Raw genomic sequence first — 20,424 nt, 5'->3', positions numbered from 1 at the left:
AATGTTATTTCAACCGCCTCTTCAAACCGCCACCCTGTTAAAACGCTACAAGCGTTTTTTAGTGGATTTACACCATCCCAACGGCCATGAATTTACCGTGCACTGCGCCAATACCGGCAAGATGACCGGCTGCGCCGAACCCGGTGTAACCGCCTACTACTCCACCAGCGATAACGCCAAACGCAAATATGCGCATTCCTTGGAGCTCTCCAGCAATCAAGCCGGCGACTTGATCTGCGTAAACACCGCCGTGGCCAACAAGGTGGCCATCGAAGCCATTGAACAAGGCGTGATTACAGAGCTGCAAGGATACAATGAGCTGCTGAGCGAAGTGAAATACGGCGATGAAAACAGCCGTATCGATATTTTGCTGCGCGATGCCAACAAAGCCGATTGCTATATCGAAGTGAAGTCGGTGACCTTACTGGAAGAAAACGGCCAGGGTTACTTCCCCGATGCGCAAACCCTGCGCGGGCAAAAACACCTACGCGAGCTGATGGCGATGAAGGCGCAAGGCCATAGAGCGGTACTCTTGTTTGCGGTATTGCATACGGGTATTGAAGGCGTGAGCGCAGCGGCACATATCGACCCTAAGTATGCACAATTGCTTGAAGAAGCGGTGACGGCCGGTGTCGAAGTGCTGGCGTATAAGGCGGAGATCAGCGCCGAGAAAGTGGTTTTAACCCAAGCCCTGCCTTTTGCCCGAGGCCCCTGGCCTATTTGAAATTAAAAAAACGGCTTACCTCAGGTAGACCGTTTTAGTTGGGAAAGCGGGAACCGACGCACGTACCGGTTCCCTCTGATGTTGCTTTAATTACTCGCTGGGCTTGGCGTAACTCAGCGACATTTCGGCTATCAGGTTGTTGGTAATATCCCCTTCACTGAAATACAGCGGCCGTAATGCCGCACTCTGTGAGTAATAACGACTTTGGTCGTCGAAGTGATCCGAGTCCGAGTGCGAGCTTTGCGACATGGTCAACAACCCCTTGGCCACCGGACCATTGTCGGTAAAGTTCATCACAAACATCCAGCTCGAACCATAGTTAACCGGGTAACCATCGGCACTTAAACCCGAAGCCAAGGGCTGTCCCGTAATGGCATCCGGCAAGCGGTCAAAGATCTTATAGGGAATGACCGTCGAGTTCGACAGCGCCCGGCGGTCAAAACGGAAGACATTAAAGCCCCCTTCCACATGCATAGGCCCAGCCCACGGCAGCTTTTCACCCGAGCCCATACCACCGGCCAGGGTTTTCTCGACAAATTGCAGTTCGCCCAAAGTCGCATCAAGGGCAAAGCCATTGTCGGTCACGTTCAAGACCGCATGGGCCAAAGCCTGCAATGCCGAACCGTCGAGCTTCAAGGTGTTAGGTGTATTGGCCGCATCGGTCACAGAAAAGTTATCAAACAGGTGTACTTGCGGGTCAAACAAGTGCGCAAATTCTCGGATAAGCGCCGCGCCCTTGGTATCGAGGTTCATCTTGCCATCGAAATCAGCCAACAGGGCGCAGGCCGCACTGAGGTCAACATCGCGACCACCAACCGAGACGGGCGCGCTGCCTTGTGCCTGGCATTGCTTAACCAGCGCCGGGAGCACAAGATCATAAAGATAAATATCATTACCGAGCAGCGCCTGCTCCAGCTCTGCAAGAGAGAATTTGCCATCGGCGCCACCGCCTTCGCGCAATAACTTTAAGCCCATACGAGTGCGCAGAGACTGTGGGTACTGTACCTCGCCGTATTGCGCCGCATAGCCCAACAAAGGCTCGGCCGGGTTGGTAAGCCAAAAGCTGTCGTTGGAGTTTTGCACATAGTCGGTGCGCTCTAGCTTGGGCGCATGTTCGTATGCAACCACGCCGCTCGATTCAAACAAGGAGGTGTCGCCCGGAACCAGATCAAAACCGGTTTGTTGGCGCAGCGCCACCAGTTGTGGTTCTAAACGCATGGCCAGATTGGCGGTATCCCCGACCTGTAACACGGTAGAGTCATCGATATAAAACACATTGCCTTCTTTATCCGAGGCCATGGTGTTATTGAAGGAAACACCATCGAATTCTTGAAATGCCTTTTTCATATCATCGAGGGAATGAGCCGCGTTCATGCGCGACCAAAAGCCAACCACGTCCATATTGAATTCGTTGGCATCCTTGATGGTAAAGGCATTGCTGTCGCTCCACCCCAGACCAAAGGCCGCCGGCGTCTCTATCATCAGGCCCTGATGCGAGTAGTAATACTCTTTATTCAGGGTAATAAACTGGCCCGGCCCTACCGCCACATCGACACTGATGTTTTTGCTGGTTATAGGCATGGGTTCGCCGTCCAGGGTGTAGGTCAGGCGATCGCCCTCGCTTAGCGCCAACTGATAAATAATAAAGTGGCGCGCGGTGGAGAAGGTATGGGTCCAGGCCACATTCTCGTTAAAGCCGATATTGATCACCCCGGGCATGCCCTGCAAACTGCCGCCCATGACATTCAGTGACTCGGGAATGGTGAGGTGTGATTGCCAAAAGCGTAAGTTCCCCTGGTGCGGGAAGTGCGGGTTAGCTAGCAGGCCGCCCTTACCGTTTTCCATTTTATCCTTACCCAGACCCCAGCCATTAGAACCTAAATGTTCATACTTTTTCTGCAGCTGCAAGGTACTGGTTTTGCTATTGAGCTCCTTGGCAAAGGCCTGAGCCTGGACACCCGCCTGGGTCATTACCGGCAGATATTCGTCGCCATCGCCGGGATTGGCGAAAAAGGCCAGATCGAGGAAGTTAGCAGAGCTGGCCAGTTGCACCGTGGCCATGGCATAGGCCAGCATGTCTTCTTTAGTTATAGTCACGGCCCAGGGCTGACCTGCGCACTCCGGCGCCAAATTGGCGACACCAGTATCGGCCACATATTTATTGAAACCGGCCACGAACCCTTGGTAATGCGCACGGCTTTGTTCGTCCAGTTCCATATAATGGGCCTGCGCATAGTCATTGACGCCCAGGGCCTTGTATCCGAAGTCGGAAATAAGATGTTCGCTATCACCACTGCCAGGCACCTTATCCGGACCAAAGTAAAGACTGCGATGACCTCGCACCTTAACGATTTGATCCATCATGATGCAGGCATTGTCCTTGGCATACGCATAGCCGCTGCCAAAGGCCAAACTTTCGATATTGTCCGCTTTTATATGCGGCACCCCGTACGTGGTCCAACGGATATCCGCTTCCAGCACACCATCGTCATCAAACAACACCAAGGGTTTGGGCTGGGGGCTGGGTTGTACGGGCTCGGGGGTGGTGACAACTTGTGCATCGTCGTTATCGTCTGAGCCGCAGGCACTGAGGGTCAGCGCCGTCAGCAAGGCCACCAGTACGGGGTTAAGTTGCATCTTCATAAAGCGTCCTTTTTGTTATTCTTAACTTTCTATTCAACATCGCTCACTTATCCACCTTGCCCTAAGTGCCCTACTAAATCTTGACGTTTAACGCCAAATATTGACTTTGGGCGCCACCTGCTCCAGTTTTAAAAGTATAAAAAAATAATAAATTGGGTTCCTATGCGCGCTTCCTATGTGAGTTATCAATTGCTTCGCTCATTGGTGTTATTCCTTGAGAGTAAGGGCTTAAGTCGTACTGCCTGTCTCACTCAGCTTGGGTGTAGCGAACAGGAACTACACGCGCACAACAGCGCCTTTAGCCTCAACCACTATCAGCGGCTGATGCGCTGGGCCCATAAACAATTAAATTGCCCCTACATAGGCTTGTCTTTTGGCGCCCAATTCGATCTCGATCGCTGGGGTGTGCTGGGTCATTTAGCCAGCGTGAGTCCGGATTTACGCCGCGTTATCGACTATGGCCGCCGCTTTCATCCCCTGGTTCGGCACACCCAAAGTCTCACCCTACATCAGCAGCCCAAGACTCTGACTTTAGACCTCGGACCAACTCAAGACGGCTGCTACTATGTAATTGATGAACTCTTTGCCAGCTGGCTTAGTTTTGCCCGCACCTATATGGTCGATGCCGAAACCCTGGCGCCGTTGCAAATTCAGCTAATGCGTGCCGCTCCTCAGGATCTCAAAGAGCGCCGTATCTACGACAATCTCTTTCGCTGTCCGCTGCAGTTTGAGGCACCCAGCAACACACTCAGCATACCCAGGGAGCTGATTAACCGACCACTCAAACAGCCGGATAAAACCTTGGAGCAAGTCTTACTGCATCAGGCGCAACAACAGCTAAATAGTCATTACAGTTTGAGCGATGCGGTTAAATTGCATATCAATGCCCACCTGCCGGAGATCATGCGCATAGAGCAACTGGCCGCCCTTTTTGGGCTACCGGCACGCTCCCTGCAACGACAATTGGCCCGGCAAGATACCAGCTACGCCAAATTGCTTGATGAGTGCCGCCAGCACCTGGCCTTACAGCTGTTCGAGTCCGGCTACAGCGCCCTTGAGGTAACTAATAAACTGGGGTTTTCCGAGCAAAGTGCGCTGCAACGGGCATTTAAACGCTGGTTTTACCTCTCCCCTAAACGTTTTTTTTTACATCAGCACACCCTTGAAATAAACTCAGATGGCCCAATATCAAGGCGAATTAAAAAATCAGCACCCGGCTGAAGGCTCGCCTGAAGGCAAGAGCCGCAGCCAAGCCAAGGCAAGGTACTAAAATAAAAAGTGTTTGCTAAGGGGGTGGTATTTTGCTATTTATAGCCGCCGGTATTTACCGGGGACTTGGTATTAAGGATTTAGGAGATAGTTATGCCAGAGCAGCGTAAATTAGGTTTGATCGCTCAGGCGGGTTTAGAGCCGTATCAGGAACAGCCAGGCGAAGAGTACATGAATGAAAAGCAACGTGCTCACTTTCGCAAAATTCTGGAAACGTGGCGTAACGATCTAAGAAATGAAGTTGATCGCACTAAAACGCACATGCAAGATGAAGCTGCGAACTTCCCTGATCCGGTCGACCGTGCAGCCCAAGAAGAAGAGTTCTCATTAGAGCTGCGTACTCGTGACCGCGAGCGTAAACTGATTAAGAAAATCGAAAAAACCCTAAACCTGATCGACGAAGACGATTTTGGTTATTGTGAATCGTGCGGTATCGAAATCGGTATCCGCCGTCTTGAAGCACGCCCTACGGCCGACCTGTGTGTTGACTGTAAAGCATTGGCGGAAATCAAAGAGAAACAATCGGGTCGCGGTTAATACACCATGACCCATTTGGATGGGGATCAGGGCGCCACAGCCTATGTCGGCCGCTTTGCCCCTTCCCCTTCAGGCCCACTGCATTTTGGTTCATTGGTTGCCGCCCTCGGCAGCTACCTTGACGCACACGCGCATCAAGGACAGTGGCTAGTTCGTATTGAAGATATAGACACCCCCCGTGTGCGCCCCGGCGCCGACAGCGATATTCTCCACACCTTAGAAGCCTATGGCCTGCACTGGCATGGCGAAGTGATCTGGCAAAGCCAACGATTAAAACGTTATGCCGAGGTAAGCGAGCAGCTGACACAACAAGGCCTGGTCTATGCGTGCCAATGCACTCGCAAAGAAATTAAAGCCTTGGGTGGCATCTATAACGGCCATTGCCGCAACTTAGCATTAAGTGGTGAGCACCTGGCGCTGCGCCTCAAGCAAGAGCAGCCCATGTATCATTATCTGGATGCACTGCAAGGTTGGGTTGATATTACCGCCGCTGAGGCCGAAGAAGACTACATAATTAAACGCCGCGATGGCTTGTTCGCCTATCAACTCGTGGTGGTCATCGATGATATCGACCAGGGCATAACCCATGTGGTGCGCGGCGCCGACTTGCTTATTCCCACGGCCCGACAAATCGGCTTGTTTCAGCAGTTAGGGCACAAAGCGCCAGAGTATCTGCATCTGCCACTGGCGGTGGCCAGCCCGGGCTTTAAACTGTCAAAACAAAACTACGCCCCGGCCATAGACAGGCAGAACCCGCAACCCGCCTTGGTAGATGCACTGCACTTTCTTGGCTTTGCGCCGCCACCGGAATTGCTCAGCTACCCGGTTGCCGATATTCTTGATTGGGCGCATCAAGCATATCAACGCCAGGCCTTGCGCCGCGCTCTGGAAGTCCAAGTCAGCGAAGACGCCAATGGCAAGACCCTAATTCAGCAGCTATAACCAGTGCCATGGGCTTGGCGCTGCGATTTTTATCCGCGCTCGCTTAATTTTTCTGCCGTGCTGGTATATTATAAGCCACTTTCACAATCGCCATAACTGTAGCCTAGGAGAGCGATTATCATTTCTAAACTGTTTCAGCTATGCCGGCAGGTGTTGTCAGCTAAAGACGCAAGTGATGCCGAGCATGGGCAAATCACCACCTTAAACGAGCCGGTGATCATTCCTCGAAGTGAGCACGGAATTTCCCGTAGCCAGTTTAGCCCCAACGCCCTGAAGGTGTTGTACCGCCTAAAAGACGGCGGTTATGAGGCGTATCTGGTTGGTGGCTGTGTGCGCGATCTCCTGTTAGGCCTACAACCGAAAGACTTCGACGTGGTCACTAATGCCACTCCGGAGCAGGTCAAAAAACTGTTCCGCAACTGTCGCTTAATCGGCCGTCGTTTTCGTCTGGCTCATATCGTTTTTGGTCGCGAAGTTATCGAAGTAGCCACCATGCGTGGCCACCACGGTGGTGACGGCGGCGGTAAAAACAATATCAGCCACGCCTCGGAACACGGTCAGTTATTGCGCGACAATGTTTATGGCACCATAGATGAAGACGCAGAACGCCGCGACTTCACCATTAATGCGCTCTATTACTCGATTAAAGATTTTTGCATTTACGATTATGCCAATGGCGTTAAAGCCATTAAAAATCGTCGCATTGAGCTAATTGGTGATCCGGAAACCCGCTACCGCGAAGACCCAGTGCGTATGCTGCGCGCCATCCGCTTTGCCACCAAGCTGGATATGTCTATTTCTCCAGCCACGGCCAAGCCAATCAAGGAACTGGCGGACTTGCTTTCCAATATTCCGCCGGCACGTTTGTTCGAAGAATGCTTAAAGCTGTTTTTGAGCGGCAAGGCCGAGGCCAATTTTAAGGCCCTGCGTGAATTTGGTTTGTTTAAACATCTGTTCCCGGCTTTGGATAAGATCCTTGATGCCAATCCGGACTCGATGCAAGAACGCTTTATTACCCAGATGTTTATCAATACCGATGCGCGCATCAATAATGATAAAAAGGTCACCCCGGCATTTATCTTTGCGGCCTTGCTATGGTTCCCGCTGCTGCAACGTTGTCAGGAACTGATGCAGCGTGAACAACTGCCTCATTTCGATGCCTTGGCGGCGGCCATGAATCAGGTATTAAGCGAAAGCGCCCAACAGGTTGCTGTGCCAAAACGCTTTACCCTGGGTGCCCGCGATATCTGGCATATTCAACATCGCTTTGATAAGCGTGGCGGCCAACGTGCCTATCGCTTAAGCCAGCAGCCGCGCTTTAAGGCCGCCTATGACTTTATGCTCTTGTTGGTCGACAGCGGACAGGACGACTTAAAAGAACTCTGTGACTGGTGGACCGCCTACCTGAACGCCGACGTGAACGGCCAGAAGATGATGGTAAAATCACTCGGTGGCACCACCCGAGGCAGTGGTCGCCCCCGTAGACGTCGCAGTGGCGGCTCAAAGCGCAAAGGCGATAAGGCCGCGGGCGAGTCATCATGAGTTATCACACCGTGTACCTGGGGCTGGGAGCCAATCTCAATGATCCCATCGCGCAGTTGCAACAGGCGGTCAATGCCTTAACGCAGCTGCCCGGCACCCGGGCGCACCGCTGCTCGGCATTTTATGCCAGCAAGCCCATGGGCCCGCAAGACCAGCCCGATTATGTGAATGCGGTGATGGAGCTGCAATGTGAGCTCGCCCCGCATGAACTGCTCGACGCCACTCAGGCCATTGAATTAAACCTCGGCCGCGTTCGTAAGGCCGAGCGCTGGGGGCCACGCACCCTGGACATAGATATACTGCTGTTCGGCGACCAAAGCATAGACGATGAACGTTTAACCGTGCCCCATTACGGCATGAAGGTGCGTGAATTTGTACTCTACCCCCTGTGTGAACTGGCGCCGGAACTCGAGTTGCCCGATGGCAGCTCGGTACGCAGCCTGACAACACAAGTGCCTCGCAATGGCCTAGAACAACTCCAATAAGGAAAGCTAATGGCGAAGATCTCTGTATCCACCTTGCTCAAAAAGAAGCAAGCCGGTGAAAAAATCACTTCTTTAACCGCCTATGACGCCAGTTTTGCCAAGCTGTTTGCCGACAATGGCGTTGATGCCGTGCTGGTAGGCGACTCTCTGGGCATGGTACTGCAAGGCGGCGACGACACTCTGGCGGTCACCATTGATGATATTGCCTATCACACCAAGTGCGTGCGCGCCGGCAGCCGAGAGCTTTTCGTTATTGCCGACATGCCCTTTATGACCTATAACAATGTCGAGCAGAGCTGTGCCAACGCTGCAACGCTAATGCGTGCCGGTGCCAACATGGTAAAACTCGAAGGCGGTCAGTGGCTGCACGACAGCATTCGCGCCCTGACTCAACAAGGTGTGCCTGTTTGTGGTCACCTCGGCTTAACGCCGCAGTCAGTGCATGTTTTTGGCGGCTTTAAAATTCAGGGGCGCGATAAAGAGCAGGCCGATAAAATGATTGCCGACGCCCGGGCTCTCGAAGCAGCAGGCGCTCAGCTGCTGGTACTTGAGTGTATTCCCAGCGTACTTGCCAAAGCCATTACCGAAGCGGTCAGCATTCCGACTATCGGCATAGGTGCAGGTAAAGACACGGATGGTCAGATTTTAGTAATGCATGATCTTGTGGGTATTTCTGCCGGTTATATCCCCAAGTTCTCAAAAAACTTCCTGGCGGAAACCGGCAATATGCCGGCGGCGGTGAAGAAGTATTGTGACGATGTAAAAAGTGGCGCCTTCCCAGGGCCTGACCACGAGTTCAATTAAGCGAAATTAGTGCATGCAAACAACCAGCGAAATCCGTTCTCTTCGTAGTCAGGTAAAGGCCTGGCGCCAGGCGGGGCTAAGCGTCGCCTTTGTACCTACCATGGGCAACCTTCATGAAGGCCATTTTTCCTTGGTCGATAAAGCCAAGACCCTGGCCGACAAGGTGGTGGTCAGCATCTTTGTTAACCCCATGCAATTTGGTGCCAATGAAGACCTGGATGCCTATCCGCGTACCCTACAGCAAGACCAACAGGGCCTTAGCGAGCGCGGTGCCGATTATCTGTTTACGCCCACGGTAGAGACCATCTACCCCAATGGCCTGGGCAGCCAAAGCTATGTCGATGTCCCCGAAGTATCCATGGGTTACTGTGGCGGCTCGCGCCCTGGCCACTTCCGCGGTGTAGCCACAGTGGTGACCAAGTTGTTTAACCTGGTACAACCGGATTTTGCCTGTTTTGGCGAGAAAGACTTTCAACAGTTGCAAGTGATCAAAACCATGGTGCGCGACCTTTCCATGCCAGTGGAAGTGGTGGGTGTACCAACCAAGCGTGACGTCAGCGGCCTGGCCCTAAGCTCGCGTAATGGTTATCTGAGCGACGAGCAAAAGCAGCAGGCTACAGTACTGTTTTCAACCCTGAACTGGGTCAAAGAGCAGATCGAGGACGGCATCAAAGACTTTGCCGATCTGGAGCAGCGCGCCAAGGAGCGTATCGCTGGCACAGGCCTGGTTGTTGATTACTTCAATATTGCCGAGCGCAATACCTTGCGTCGCGCCGAGCAGCAGGACGGTGAGCTGGTTATTTTAGCCGCCGCTTTTGTTGGTAAAGTAAGACTTATCGACAATTTGCCGCTAGACTGCAAGTAGAATAGAAGAATAAACAAGGTGATAGGATGAACAAAGCGATAACTTCTGCGGCTTTTGCGGGCGCACTAATGCTGGTACTGGGTGGCTGTCAAAACGGTGTTAACAACCCTGAGCTCAATCAATGTGCGCAACAAAACTTCCAATGTGAGAACAGCTGTAATAACAGCAGCATAGATGAAAGCATGACCAATCAGGTTTGTGTGGCACAGTGCCAGGAAATGTATAACCGCTGTAAGGAGCAGGCCGAGAAGCTCGGCGACGTGAAGTAACTCTATCCCTTGATACGGCATCCATTGGATGCCGTTTTTCGTTTTAAGGCAGTTGCAAGGCCTGCTTTAGCTCGGCAATTTGCTGTTCGCTGTATGGCTGACTCGGATGCAGTCCCCACACCGGCTTAGGCCAGGCGATATCACCGCGATAACGGGCAATATGATGAATATGCAACTGTGGCACCATGTTGCCCAGCGCCGCTATATTGAGTTTGTCCGGGTTAAACACCGACTTTAGCAACTGACTCAACCGCGCCGACTCCTGCATCAGCATAAGCTGCTCCTGCTCCGTTAGGTCGATGATCTCCGTCACCCCTTCTTTGCGCGGCACCAGGATAAACCAGGGATACTGACTGTCATTCATCAGCAACAGCTTACACAAAGGCCAGTCGGCCAGTTCAATACAGTCTTTTTGTAATTCGGGCGCCAAAGAAAACATATCTACTCCTCTTGATATAGCCATCGGCTGCGTTTGGTGGCAATAAGTTGCGCTGCCCAGGGTGCATGAGTACCATCGGGCATAGGATTACAACAATAAGGTTTACCCGTGTCTAAAACAACCAAATACTTATCTCTGGCGCTAGCCAGTGGCTTGGCGTGCAGTGCCGCCAGCGCCAAAGAGCTTAGCCTGGAGCGTATCTTCGACGACCCTAACCTTGCCGGCACGGCGCCAGTGCAATTAAAGTTTTCTCCCGATGGCAGCCGCGTGACCTATTTGCAGGGCAAAAAAGACGACTACAACCGCTACGATTTATGGGAATACAACCTCAAAGACAACAGCAATCGCCTGTTAGTTGATTCCCAGGCGCTGTTTTCCGGCCCGGAAACCCTGTCCGATGAAGAAAAGGCACGCCGTGAGCGCCAGCGTATTTTTGGCCGCGGTATTTTAGAATACACCTGGTCGAAAGACGGCCAGGCGCTGTTGTTCCCGCTCAATGGCGATCTTTACTACTACCAGTTGGCCACAGGCAAAAGCCGTAAGCTGACCGATACCGAAGCCTTTGAAACCGATGCCCGCTTCTCACCCAAGGGCAATTATGTGTCCTTTATTCGTGAGCAAAACCTGTATGCTCTGGCACTGGACAGTGGCAAAGAAGTCCAGCTAACCAAGGACGGCGGCGGCGTAATCAAAAACGGCATGGCCGAGTTTGTGGCCCAGGAAGAAATGAGCCGCATGACAGGCTACTGGTGGGCCGGTGATGAAAGCAAGATTGCCTTTACCCGCATCGATGAAACGCCGGTTGCCGAGGCGATCCGTAACGAAATCTATGCCGAAGAAGTAAAGCTGTTCAATCAGCGCTACCCCTTTACCGGCACCGACAATGTTGAAATTGAGCTGGGTGTTGTCAGCCTTAACGACCAGCAAATCGACTGGGTTGACCTGGGTGAAGAAAAAGACATTTATATTGCCCGTGCCGACTGGTTAAAAGACAGCAAGACCCTGGCCTATCAGTGGCAAGACCGTGCTCAGCACAATCTGGAACTGCGTTTTTATAACAGCGAAACGAAAACACAAAAAGTAGCGCTTACAGAAACCAGCGAGACCTGGATCAACCTGCACTTCGACCTTAATTTCTTAAAAGACAAGCAACACTTTGTCTGGGCCTCGGAGCGCGATGGCTTCAAGCACCTGTATCTGTACAAAAACGATGGCACCTTGGTACGCCAGATCACCTCGGGTGAGTGGATTGTTGAAGCCATTAAAGGCATCGATGAGAAAAAGGGCCTGATTTACTTTGCCGGTCGCAAAGACACCCCACTTGAAAGCCACCTCTACAGCACGCCGCTGTTTGAGCAAGGCGAGATCAGCCGGATCACCGAAAGCGGTGAATACCACAATGTGGTGATGGCGGACGATCAGCAAACCTTTATCGACAGCGCTTCTGCGGTTAATCGCCCTCCTTATGTGGCGCTGCGCAAAGCCAATGGCGACTTTATTACCTGGCTGGAGCAAAACGAGCTAAACAAGATGCACCCGCTTACGCCTTATCTGAGCGACCTGGTGGAGCCGGAATACGGCACCATTGAGGCGGAAGATGGGCAAATTATGCACTATCGTCTGTTCAAGCCACGCAAGTTGAACAAAAAGCAAAAGCACCCTGTGATGGTGAATGTTTACGGCGGCCCGCATGCCCAGCGCGTGACCAACAGCTGGCGCAGTAAGAACCTGTATTTCCAATACATGGTGCAACAGGGTTATGTGGTCTTCCAGCTTGATAACCGTGGCTCGTATAACCGCGGCAAACGCTTTGAAGATGTGATCTACAAGCACCTGGGTGAGGCCGAAGTGCGTGATCAAATCAAGGGCGTCGAATTCTTACGTACCCTGGATTACGTCGACCCGGAACGTATCGGTATTTATGGCCATAGCTACGGCGGCTATATGGCGCTGATGACCATGTTTAAAGCCGGTGACTACTTCAAGGCCGGTGTTTCCGGTGCACCTGTGACCGACTGGGCCCTGTACGACACCCACTACACGGAGCGCTACCTGAGCCACCCGAAAACCAATGCCAAGGGTTATGAGCAAAGCGCTGTGTTCCCCTATGTGGATGGTCTCAAAGGCCCACTGATGATTTATCACGGTATGGCCGATGACAACGTGCTGTTCACTCATGCCACCAAGCTGTTTAAACAGTTGCAGGATAAGGCCCTGCCGTTTGAAATGATGACCTACCCGGGCTCAAAACACAGCTTGCGCGGTAAAAAGGTGCAAACCCACCTGCATCAAACCATTACCGACTTCTTCAACCGTCACTTCGACATGGAAGAAAAATAATCGAGTTTAAACGTAAAAAGGCTGGGAATTCCCAGCCTTTTTTATGTCTGTAGGTCGGGGTGAACCCCGACAATAGAGCGTCATTCTTTCTTTGTCGGCGCAGAGCACCGACCTACAAGCTTGCAAGGCTAAAGCCTCGCTCACAGCACCGACTCACAACCTCATCTTAAAAACGTCACGGGCGAAACAAGTGCTAGGCAATATTTAACACCGCAATTGTGAGCCAAGTAGTTTTTAACCGCTATTAACGGCAGTACTTGGCGAACAATGCCGCCACGGTCGGTGCCGTCGGCTTACCATGCTGCCAGTCGCCGCCTTCAACGCCGCTGCCAGCAATATCCATATGCACATAAGGCAATGGCTGATCGCTATCCAGGCCGTGCTTATCCAAGCCCGACACTATGGCGAGGAAGGCCATAGGAAACTGGTGACCACGAGCGGTAACCGCCGACGGGGCATTGTTGCTGGAAAGCAGATCGTCGGCCTGAGTGCGCGGCTGCACAAAGTCATAGTCTTCACGACGCGAACGAGACACCTCGGCACAATCGGCCCATAAATCGCCATGCTCAACCAGCTGCTGCGATACCTTGGCGGCGCGTGCCGGACCATTTTCAACATAAGCGCTGTAAGGACCTACCGCACGGGCGGCATGGCCGGTTAGCGTAGCCACGGTGAAAATCTCCGGATTCACTTCGTTTTTCGCCAGGTCTTTGGCTTCGCTTAACAGATCACCCATGGCCAGACGCCCTTCGGCATCCGTGTTACCTATGCGTACACGCACGCCTTCACGGCCGGTGATGATCTCATCGGGAACGAAACAATCAGAGCCGATGGAGTTACGCACCACGGCCAGGTAAGCTATAACCTTAACGCCTTTAGGCTGCGCTTCGGCCACCGCCTTCATAAAACCAGCTACCGATGCGGCACCGCCCTTATCACGGCTCATACCGGCCATAAAACCGCCCACCTTCAGATCGGCACCACCTGTGTCATAGACCAGGCCTTTACCCACGAAGATAAGGGTACGTTCAACGTCGCCCTCTGGCACATAGGCCAGTTTCACCACGCGCGGATGATGGCGCTCGACCGCGTAAGAGGCGCGGGCTACCGTGCTCAGCAGAGGGTAATCCTTGTCTATAGTGGCGATATCGCTGATCACCTCGGTGGTTACCTTAGTATTTTTAAATAGCTCCACACAGTAATCGGCAAAACGCGGTGGTGCCATGCGCTCAGGCTCGGTACCGCACAGGTCACGGGCGGCATACTGACCGGCGGCAACGGCATTCATCTGCTTCAGCTGCTCGTCATCGGCGCCAACAACGCCTATGGCTTGAATTGGAGAGATGGCTTCGCCGTGATACTCACGCGCTTCAAGAGGCTGCCATAGCGCCTGATTAGCACCCAAAAAGGCCACTTCGCTGGCAAACTCATACCCAGCTAGCTCGCTGATACCAGACACATACAAGGCAGGCTTTGCGGCACCGGCCTGCTTCGCCAGCTCAATACCGGCCTTGGCGGCGGCAAATACGCGGCGAACATCATCATAGTCACGAGTCAAAGGCCCGGTCGGAGCAATAATAAGACGCTGGCCCGGTGCCGCTTCAGATACCAAAAGCGTACATTGCTTACCAATGCGGCTGTCTACGGCACTACTTTGACGCACTTGGTCAAGGTAAGGCTGAGGTACTGAGTCCAGATTGGCACTGATAATGATAAGCGCATCGAACTGGCCTTGGGCGTTTGCGGCATCAAGACCGGCGCAGGCGATAGCGTGGGCATAAGACATAAAAAAAGGTCCTAAATTTAAACAAAGGACCTTTATTATCGGTGATTTAGCGCCCCTTTACTACCGAGTGCAAGGCTTAGCAGCTCGGCCTGTAAAGGAGCTTGGCAAGCTTAGCTTACGACGAGGCTTTATTTGCCCGTTCATCGCGCCTGTGGGTGACTATGACCGACCAGGCTTCAAGCATAACCAGCACACTGACCACCAGCACTATGGCATCCAGGCTGACCAGCAGCCAGTTGCCCTGCTCATAGTATTCGACCAGTTTAATCAAGCCGGCAAAGAAGGCCATGGTGAGTACAAAGACCATGGGGATCAGGGTATAAATGGCCGGGCGTCCCGCCTTGATCAGCATCACAGAAATCACCAATAGAGTAAGGCTGGCAAGGATCTGGTTGGTTGAACCAAATAAGGGCCAGATGATCATGCCACCGCTGCCCGATGAACCACCGGCGCCAAAGGCCAGCAGCAAACAGCAAGCCACGGCGACCAAGGTGGCAATAATGCCGTTTTTCAGCAGACCAAGGTTATAGATTTCGCCCCACTCCTGAATAATGTAGCGTTGCAGGCGCACCCCAGAGTCCATGGTGGTACCGGCAAAGAGCACCACCATCACAGCCAACAGGGTCGAGGCCACCTCGGTGGAGATCCCCCAGCCGCTTTCGATTAGATTGGCACCGCCGGTAATAAAGGCATTCACGCTACCGGCCCCTAGGTGACTGTAGATCTCATGCCATTCCTCGGGCGACACCGCCAAGGCTACGCCACTGACCGCCACTAAGGTGATCAGCGCCAAACAGCCCTCGCCCACGGCGCCGAGATAACCAACAAAGCGACCATCGGTTTCCTTATCCAGTTGTTTAGAGCTGGTTCCCGAGGAGACGATGCCGTGGAAGCCAGACACGGCACCACAGGCTATGGTCACAAATAACAACGGAATAATACTCGGGGTATCGACCGCGGTTTGGGTGTTAAAGGCCGGCGCCGTGATATCCGGCATGGAAACAAACACCGCACCGTAAAGCAGCACCAGACCCACCAGCAATTGCATGCCGTTGATAAAGTCGCGCGGTTGCAGCAACACCCACACCGGCAGCAAAGAAGCAATGGCGGCATAGATAAAGAGAATGATGATCCAGTTGGCCTTATCGGCCAGACCAAACATTTCCGTAGGCAGCGCCAGTGGCATAGAGCTGCCCATATAGATGGTGGCATAAAGCACCCCCACACCTATGGCGCACAGGGGAATAAGCGGCACCTTACGGTGCAGCAGCTGACCTATGATCAGCGCCACAACTATGGCCGACCAGGCCGGGAACACAGCGTTGGGTTGTGCCACAAAAGAGTTGGCGATCACCACCCCAAATACCGCATTCACCATCAGCAGCACCAGGAACACCACTATCATAAATAATGAGCGGGTACGCTTACCGATCACCGACTCCGACAGCGCGCCCATGGACTTACCCTTATGGCGGGCACTGGCCCACAGGGCGCCCATATCGTGCACCCCGGCGAAGAAGATGGTACCAAATACCACCCAGAGCACCGCCGGCACCCAGCCCCAGTACACGGCGATGGCCGGACCCACTATGGGCGCCGCCCCGGCTACCGAGGTAAAATGGTGCCCCCAAAGAACCACCTTGTTGGTGGGCACATAATCTACACCGTCCTCTAGCTCGTGAGCTGGCGTTACAAACCTGTCATCCATGCGAAATATTTTTTCAGCGATAAACTTGGAATACACCAGCCAGCCAAATAACATGCCGACGATGCCAAGCAAGACAATAACAACCGATTGCATAGTCTTCTCTCTTTGTTTTTGTAGTCATTAAGTATTGCAACGCACGAGCGCGTTTACGCAAAAGCCCAGATTCACCTTATCAGCATAGTGTAAAAATTCACTAGCGCTTTAGTCTAAGATGCTCAGTTGCTGCACATCGGCTTGCTCGCTGTCTATGCCCACGCCTAATCCCAGCAGCCTCACTTCCGGGGTTACGCCCCTTTCATAGGCCTTGGCCAGCAAGGCATTGAATACCTCTATACTCAGGCTGCGACCGCTCTGATCCGCCGTGGTGACATGAAAGTCGGCGAACTTCACCTTAACCGAAAGTTTATTGATGCGCTGGTGTAGCTGCTGCCTGTCCAATCGCATGATGAGTTCTTCGAGCAAGGCAGGCAGGGCTTGCTGGCACTGGGCCAAGGTTATTTTGTTGTATTCGTAAGTGTGTTCCACGCTGAGGGATTTGCGCACCCGCTCGGTGCTCACTGCGCCGATGACCTGACCGGCACATTTTTGATATAAGGAAGCACCGAAATTCCCCAAATGTTGCTGCATCCAGGTCATACCCTTATCCAGCACATCCTGACCTTTAAACAACCCCTGGGCGTGCAGTTTTTCTATGGTGACCTTGCCCACTCCGGGGATTTTTTTAAGGTCTAGCGCCGCTAAAAACGCCGGCACCTGATCCGGGGTGATCACACATTGGCCATTGGGTTTGTTTTCGTCGCTGGCAATTTTGGCAATAAACTTGATGGGTGCTATGCCCGCAGATGCCGTCAGCCCGGTTTCGGCCTGAATTTCCCGCCTGATTCGTTCGGCAATCAAGGTGGCACTGCCCTGGCAAGCCTGAGCGTCGGTGACATCGAGATAAGCCTCGTCCAACGACAGGGGCTCAATCAGCTCGGTGTAACGGCGAAAAATCGTGCGAATCTGCTGCGACACCTCTTTGTACACCTGCATGCGCCCGGGCACTATTACCAGCTCAGGGCAAAGCTGCTTGGCATGATAGTTGGACATGGCCGAACGCACCCCGTATTGGCGGGCGATATAATTGGCGGTGGACAGCACCCCACGACGACTCTTGCCACCAATAGCCAAAGGCACTGTGGCAAGCTTAGGGTTATCGCGCATTTCCACTGCTGAGTTTAAAAGCAATCCATATCGATATGGATAAATTTCTTCATGACCATAAGAGAAGAAGATTGTTTTGCCTATCTTCGCAGATATGAAATTATAAGGCCACAAAATACTGTATAAAATACTGTATGAACTAATGAATAGCGTTACGTTTCAACTAAGATTTTAGGTTGGCATAAAAAAACCGGCCAGGGCCGGTTCTTATACTCGTTGTCTCAGCTTAGAAATGCTTACTAGACTTGGCCCACTTGGCAATATCACTGCCAAGAGTATTTACTGTGTGTGCTAACACAGAGCAAGAGCCCTTAAAGCCACCTAAGAAACCACCGGCCGAATTACGCGTTTTGCTGGTGCTGTCGACCACCTTGCCATCGATCATCAGTTTTGCCGATACCGAGGCCGATTTACGGTGACCAATAAAGGCATTACCACCACTGTACACATTGTCTATGCTCAGTTGCAGTACCTTACCGCTTTGTGGCAATTCCCCTTGAACTTGCTTAATTGCCAGACGCTGCGCCTTGGCATACTTCAGCAAAGAATCTGAAAACTGATTACCCAACTGGTAACACTCGTTTCTAACGTTGTCGGCAATAACATTGGGCTGTGAATAAGGCACATTGGCTAGGATATAGATCACCTCATCACCTTGCGCAGACTTTGGTGCCTTGGCAAGGTTCGCTTTGCTAACCGAGTCCTGTTGAGGTGCTTGAGCAGAAGCTGGCGCAGCAGCCGGGGCTGTATGTGTTGTTGCCTTGCTCGCTTCAGCACTGCTCACTGCGGCATTGTTAGTTTGCAGGTTAGATGGGCTTGCAGTGGTGTTATTATCGGTCGAATTACAGCCGCTTAGGGCTAATGCAGTTAATGCGATAAGTGGATATTTCATGTTAACTCCCTTTATTATTGTTGTAAGCCGGATATTGTTACAGGGATGTAACTAATTGTAAAACCCATCTTATCGATGAAATGAAATTATTCGCGACTCCCTCCTTCCTGATTAGATAATTTTCTTCAGTAACAATGAAGGTAAAACAGGTATTCATATTGGGATTCCCTTCACCTAATTGTTCAAATAACAACCTTCATACATCCATTAGAAAATCGGTGACTCCCGGCACAACTGTTATACTTAATGCAATAGATAATAAGGGTGTGGACACGCCCCTTACACTGGGTATTGTCAGCACCGCCATGGCCAATCATCTTCACGCTTTTGGAAGGAGTGGCAGCTATGTTAAAACGTGTCTTACACTGGGCTTGGGTCGCACTTCTTGTCGCCCTGCCTCTAACTGGATTTACCGCCACATCAACCTGGAAGATTGCCTCGCTGGAATGGCCTCCCTATGCCAGCGAGCATATGGACAATGGCGGCGATGCCATTGCCTCACTGCGCGACCTGCTGGCGCCTCATGATATTGCCATCGAAGTTGATTATCTGCCTTGGGAGCAGGCCCAGCTAAGGGCGGCTGCAGGCGAATACGTCGGCTATTTCCCGGCCTGGCCCTCTGAGGTACGCAGCGGTTTTATGGCTTCTGCACCGCTTGGTTTTTCTCACCTTGGCATACTCGGTAAAAGCGACAACGACCTGGATTATCGCAACCTTATCCACCTGTTTGAGCAATATAAGGTGGGGGTAGTTGCCAGCTATGTGTATCCCACCAACATACAAAATGTACTCGACGCCTACGGAGAAACCCTGCACTACGCCAGCTCGGAGCGGGAATTGGTGAATATGCTCGACAGGGGCAGCGTCGATTTAATCCTGGCAAGCCCGGAAGTTGTAGGTCACTTCTCGCCAAGCAAACGGGCAAAAAAACTCAAAATGGTCACCCAGTTTGCCGATATCCCCCTAGTGTTGGCACTTAAACAAAACGACACCAATCGCGCTCGCAAGGACTTCTTGGATGACCTGCTCCAGCGTCACCTGCATAGCAATACCGCCTTTACCCGGCCAACGCATCTGGTTGGCACCTATATCAATACCCCAGGCGTTGAGCCCTTTATCCATTTTATTGAACAGATCTACGCCGAGCTTGGCATCAGTTTAAAACTGGAGGCGGTTCCGGCTCGCCGTGGTTTGGTACTGCTCAATGCCGGACTGAGTGATCTTGATGTAGTGCGAGTAGCGGCCAACATGGCCAGGTTTAAGAATGTGCGTGTGGTTGAGCCCACGCTGGCACTTGGAGAGCACATTTTGTTGTGTGACAAGGCGGTCCCTTGTAATTTGGCGGCCTTGAATAAGCCGAGCAACAAAATACTGGTGACTCGGGGAGCCTTAGAGTCCCTGACCAACTTTGATATCAAGGCCAAGCTGATGTTTAACGAAAAGCTCAGGCGTACGCCCGAATTGTTAAAACGCTATGAATTTGAATATGCGATATTTTCTACTGTGTTTGGTGATGGCCAGCAATACGCGAATGACTTTAATATCTTGCCGTTGCGGCGGTTTCGCCTTAATCATGTGGTTAATCGCCGGCTCGACCCCTTGGTCCCCGAGCTACAAAGGACGATTCAGGCCAAGTTAGACGACTTTACCCCCAACAGTGTGCATTAAGACTTGTTTTGCTTTTTCTTGGTGCGTTTAAACAGGCCTAACCAAAATGCGCCTTCTAAAAATGCGCCGACGATCAATAAGGCCAACACTCCTTTTTCGGCGCCTATGGCATAACAAATCAGTGCCAGCGGCAAGGCCCATAGCCAAAGGTATTTACGTACACTCATCGCCCAATCCCTATCTAGTTGATGGTCTTAGGCTATCTAACTTAGCGATATTGAACAAGAATTGTGCAACATAAAAGTGTAAGCATGTATTACCAGGAGAGGTTGCTGAGTTACCCTGATGTTCGTATGGGCCTCACCGTT

General features: G+C 52.2%; 17 protein-coding genes and 1 pseudogene. 11 read left to right on the top strand and 7 right to left on the bottom strand.

Annotation, left to right across the window (positions count from 1 at the left end; genetic code table 11):
• Position 1: 1 nt before the first annotated feature.
• Positions 2-724: a DNA/RNA nuclease SfsA gene (sfsA, locus tag C2M17_RS03695; RefSeq protein WP_105199516.1), complete on the top strand. Its 723-nt coding sequence runs from the start codon at positions 2-4 to the stop codon at positions 722-724.
• A 90-nt stretch (positions 725-814) separates the two neighbouring features.
• On the opposite strand, the gene C2M17_RS03690 is transcribed toward sfsA, so the two are convergent.
• Positions 815-3,361, bottom strand: a complete 2,547-nt coding sequence (locus C2M17_RS03690) for a penicillin acylase family protein (protein WP_105199759.1) — start codon at positions 3,359-3,361, stop codon at positions 815-817.
• Positions 3,362-3,529: 168 nt separating this feature from the next.
• Here C2M17_RS03690 and C2M17_RS03685 point away from each other — a divergent pair, with 168 nt between their 5' ends.
• From C2M17_RS03685 to C2M17_RS03650, 8 genes are all read left to right on the top strand, one after another.
• Positions 3,530-4,588 carry an AraC family transcriptional regulator gene (locus tag C2M17_RS03685; protein WP_105199515.1) on the top strand — a complete coding sequence of 353 codons (1,059 nt, stop codon included), beginning with the start codon at positions 3,530-3,532 and terminating at the stop codon, positions 4,586-4,588.
• A gap of 141 nt (positions 4,589-4,729) precedes the next feature.
• Entirely contained in the window at positions 4,730-5,173 is a 444-nt protein-coding gene (dksA, locus tag C2M17_RS03680) for an RNA polymerase-binding protein DksA (protein WP_105199514.1), read from the top strand.
• 6 nt (positions 5,174-5,179) lie between these two features.
• The gene (gluQRS, locus tag C2M17_RS03675; protein ID WP_105199513.1) at positions 5,180-6,115 is read left to right on the top strand and encodes a tRNA glutamyl-Q(34) synthetase GluQRS; all 936 of its coding nucleotides are present in this window, start codon (positions 5,180-5,182) and stop codon (positions 6,113-6,115) included.
• Positions 6,116-6,331: 216 nt separating this feature from the next.
• Positions 6,332-7,657: a polynucleotide adenylyltransferase PcnB gene (gene pcnB, locus C2M17_RS03670; protein ID WP_105199758.1), complete on the top strand. Its 1,326-nt coding sequence runs from the start codon at positions 6,332-6,334 to the stop codon at positions 7,655-7,657.
• Positions 7,654-8,142, top strand: coding sequence for a 2-amino-4-hydroxy-6-hydroxymethyldihydropteridine diphosphokinase (gene folK / locus C2M17_RS03665; RefSeq protein WP_105199512.1), 489 nt, complete (start codon positions 7,654-7,656; stop codon positions 8,140-8,142). The genes pcnB and folK overlap by 4 nt, the downstream gene beginning before the upstream one ends.
• Before the next feature lie 9 nt (positions 8,143-8,151).
• A complete protein-coding gene (gene panB, locus C2M17_RS03660) occupies positions 8,152-8,946 on the top strand; it encodes a 3-methyl-2-oxobutanoate hydroxymethyltransferase (protein WP_105199511.1) in 795 nt (264 codons plus the stop codon).
• A 13-nt stretch (positions 8,947-8,959) separates the two neighbouring features.
• On the top strand, positions 8,960-9,811 hold the full coding sequence (gene panC, locus C2M17_RS03655) for a pantoate--beta-alanine ligase (RefSeq protein ID WP_105199510.1): 852 nt from the start codon (positions 8,960-8,962) through the stop codon (positions 9,809-9,811).
• A 26-nt stretch (positions 9,812-9,837) separates the two neighbouring features.
• Complete coding sequence (locus C2M17_RS03650) at positions 9,838-10,080, top strand: hypothetical protein (protein ID WP_105199509.1); 243 nt, start codon at positions 9,838-9,840, stop codon at positions 10,078-10,080.
• A 43-nt stretch (positions 10,081-10,123) separates the two neighbouring features.
• Here C2M17_RS03650 and C2M17_RS03645 read toward each other — a convergent pair whose 3' ends face one another.
• Entirely contained in the window at positions 10,124-10,519 is a 396-nt protein-coding gene (locus tag C2M17_RS03645; protein WP_105199508.1) for an HIT domain-containing protein, read from the bottom strand.
• Between the two features lie 108 nt (positions 10,520-10,627).
• Between C2M17_RS03645 and C2M17_RS03640 the strand changes: the two genes are divergently transcribed.
• Entirely contained in the window at positions 10,628-12,859 is a 2,232-nt protein-coding gene (locus tag C2M17_RS03640; protein ID WP_105199507.1) for a S9 family peptidase, read from the top strand.
• Positions 12,860-13,103: 244 nt separating this feature from the next.
• Here the strand turns inward: C2M17_RS03640 and C2M17_RS03635 are convergent, their stop codons facing one another.
• The 4 genes and pseudogenes from C2M17_RS03635 to C2M17_RS03620 all read right to left on the bottom strand — a co-directional run bounded on the left by C2M17_RS03635 (position 13,104) and on the right by C2M17_RS03620 (position 18,448).
• Entirely contained in the window at positions 13,104-14,645 is a 1,542-nt protein-coding gene (locus C2M17_RS03635; RefSeq protein WP_105199506.1) for a M17 family metallopeptidase, read from the bottom strand.
• 115 nt (positions 14,646-14,760) lie between these two features.
• Positions 14,761-16,446, bottom strand: coding sequence for a carbon starvation CstA family protein (locus C2M17_RS03630; protein ID WP_105199505.1), 1,686 nt, complete (start codon positions 16,444-16,446; stop codon positions 14,761-14,763).
• Positions 16,447-16,554: 108 nt separating this feature from the next.
• Positions 16,555-17,609, bottom strand: a pseudogene (dinB, locus tag C2M17_RS03625) (DNA polymerase IV).
• Positions 17,610-17,782: 173 nt separating this feature from the next.
• Positions 17,783-18,448 (bottom strand): hypothetical protein, encoded by a 666-nt coding sequence (locus C2M17_RS03620; protein WP_105199503.1) that lies wholly within the window; start codon positions 18,446-18,448, stop codon positions 17,783-17,785.
• A 345-nt stretch (positions 18,449-18,793) separates the two neighbouring features.
• Between C2M17_RS03620 and C2M17_RS03615 the strand changes: the two genes are divergently transcribed.
• Positions 18,794-20,116, top strand: a complete 1,323-nt coding sequence (locus C2M17_RS03615; protein WP_105199502.1) for a hypothetical protein — start codon at positions 18,794-18,796, stop codon at positions 20,114-20,116.
• On the opposite strand, the gene C2M17_RS15905 is transcribed toward C2M17_RS03615, so the two are convergent.
• Positions 20,113-20,283, bottom strand: coding sequence for a hypothetical protein (locus C2M17_RS15905; protein ID WP_199774390.1), 171 nt, complete (start codon positions 20,281-20,283; stop codon positions 20,113-20,115). The genes C2M17_RS03615 and C2M17_RS15905 overlap by 4 nt on opposite strands.
• Positions 20,284-20,424 lie beyond the last annotated feature (141 nt).

It is taken from the genome of Pseudoalteromonas sp. T1lg10, assembly GCF_002964545.1.
Classification (GTDB): Bacteria; Pseudomonadota; Gammaproteobacteria; order Enterobacterales; family Alteromonadaceae; genus Pseudoalteromonas.
The sequence above is the reverse complement of the archived record's forward strand: the minus strand, read 5'-3'. Positions and strand labels throughout refer to the sequence as shown.

Excerpts from the sequence above, each read along its gene's own strand:
- sfsA (WP_105199516.1), top strand. The coding sequence starts at position 2 with ATGTTATTTCAACCGCCTCTTCAAACCGCCACCCTGTTAAAACGCTAC.
- C2M17_RS03690 (WP_105199759.1), bottom strand. The coding sequence starts at position 3,361 with ATGCAACTTAACCCCGTACTGGTGGCCTTGCTGACGGCGCTGACCCTC.
- C2M17_RS03685 (WP_105199515.1), top strand. The coding sequence starts at position 3,530 with ATGCGCGCTTCCTATGTGAGTTATCAATTGCTTCGCTCATTGGTGTTA.
- dksA (WP_105199514.1), top strand. The coding sequence starts at position 4,730 with ATGCCAGAGCAGCGTAAATTAGGTTTGATCGCTCAGGCGGGTTTAGAG.
- gluQRS (WP_105199513.1), top strand. The coding sequence starts at position 5,180 with ATGACCCATTTGGATGGGGATCAGGGCGCCACAGCCTATGTCGGCCGC.
- folK (WP_105199512.1), top strand. The coding sequence starts at position 7,654 with ATGAGTTATCACACCGTGTACCTGGGGCTGGGAGCCAATCTCAATGAT.
- panB (WP_105199511.1), top strand. The coding sequence starts at position 8,152 with ATGGCGAAGATCTCTGTATCCACCTTGCTCAAAAAGAAGCAAGCCGGT.
- panC (WP_105199510.1), top strand. The coding sequence starts at position 8,960 with ATGCAAACAACCAGCGAAATCCGTTCTCTTCGTAGTCAGGTAAAGGCC.
- C2M17_RS03650 (WP_105199509.1), top strand. The coding sequence starts at position 9,838 with ATGAACAAAGCGATAACTTCTGCGGCTTTTGCGGGCGCACTAATGCTG.
- C2M17_RS03645 (WP_105199508.1), bottom strand. The coding sequence starts at position 10,519 with ATGTTTTCTTTGGCGCCCGAATTACAAAAAGACTGTATTGAACTGGCC.
- C2M17_RS03635 (WP_105199506.1), bottom strand. The coding sequence starts at position 14,645 with ATGTCTTATGCCCACGCTATCGCCTGCGCCGGTCTTGATGCCGCAAAC.
- C2M17_RS03630 (WP_105199505.1), bottom strand. The coding sequence starts at position 16,446 with ATGCAATCGGTTGTTATTGTCTTGCTTGGCATCGTCGGCATGTTATTT.
- C2M17_RS03620 (WP_105199503.1), bottom strand. The coding sequence starts at position 18,448 with ATGAAATATCCACTTATCGCATTAACTGCATTAGCCCTAAGCGGCTGT.
- C2M17_RS03615 (WP_105199502.1), top strand. The coding sequence starts at position 18,794 with ATGTTAAAACGTGTCTTACACTGGGCTTGGGTCGCACTTCTTGTCGCC.
- C2M17_RS15905 (WP_199774390.1), bottom strand. The coding sequence starts at position 20,283 with ATGAGTGTACGTAAATACCTTTGGCTATGGGCCTTGCCGCTGGCACTG.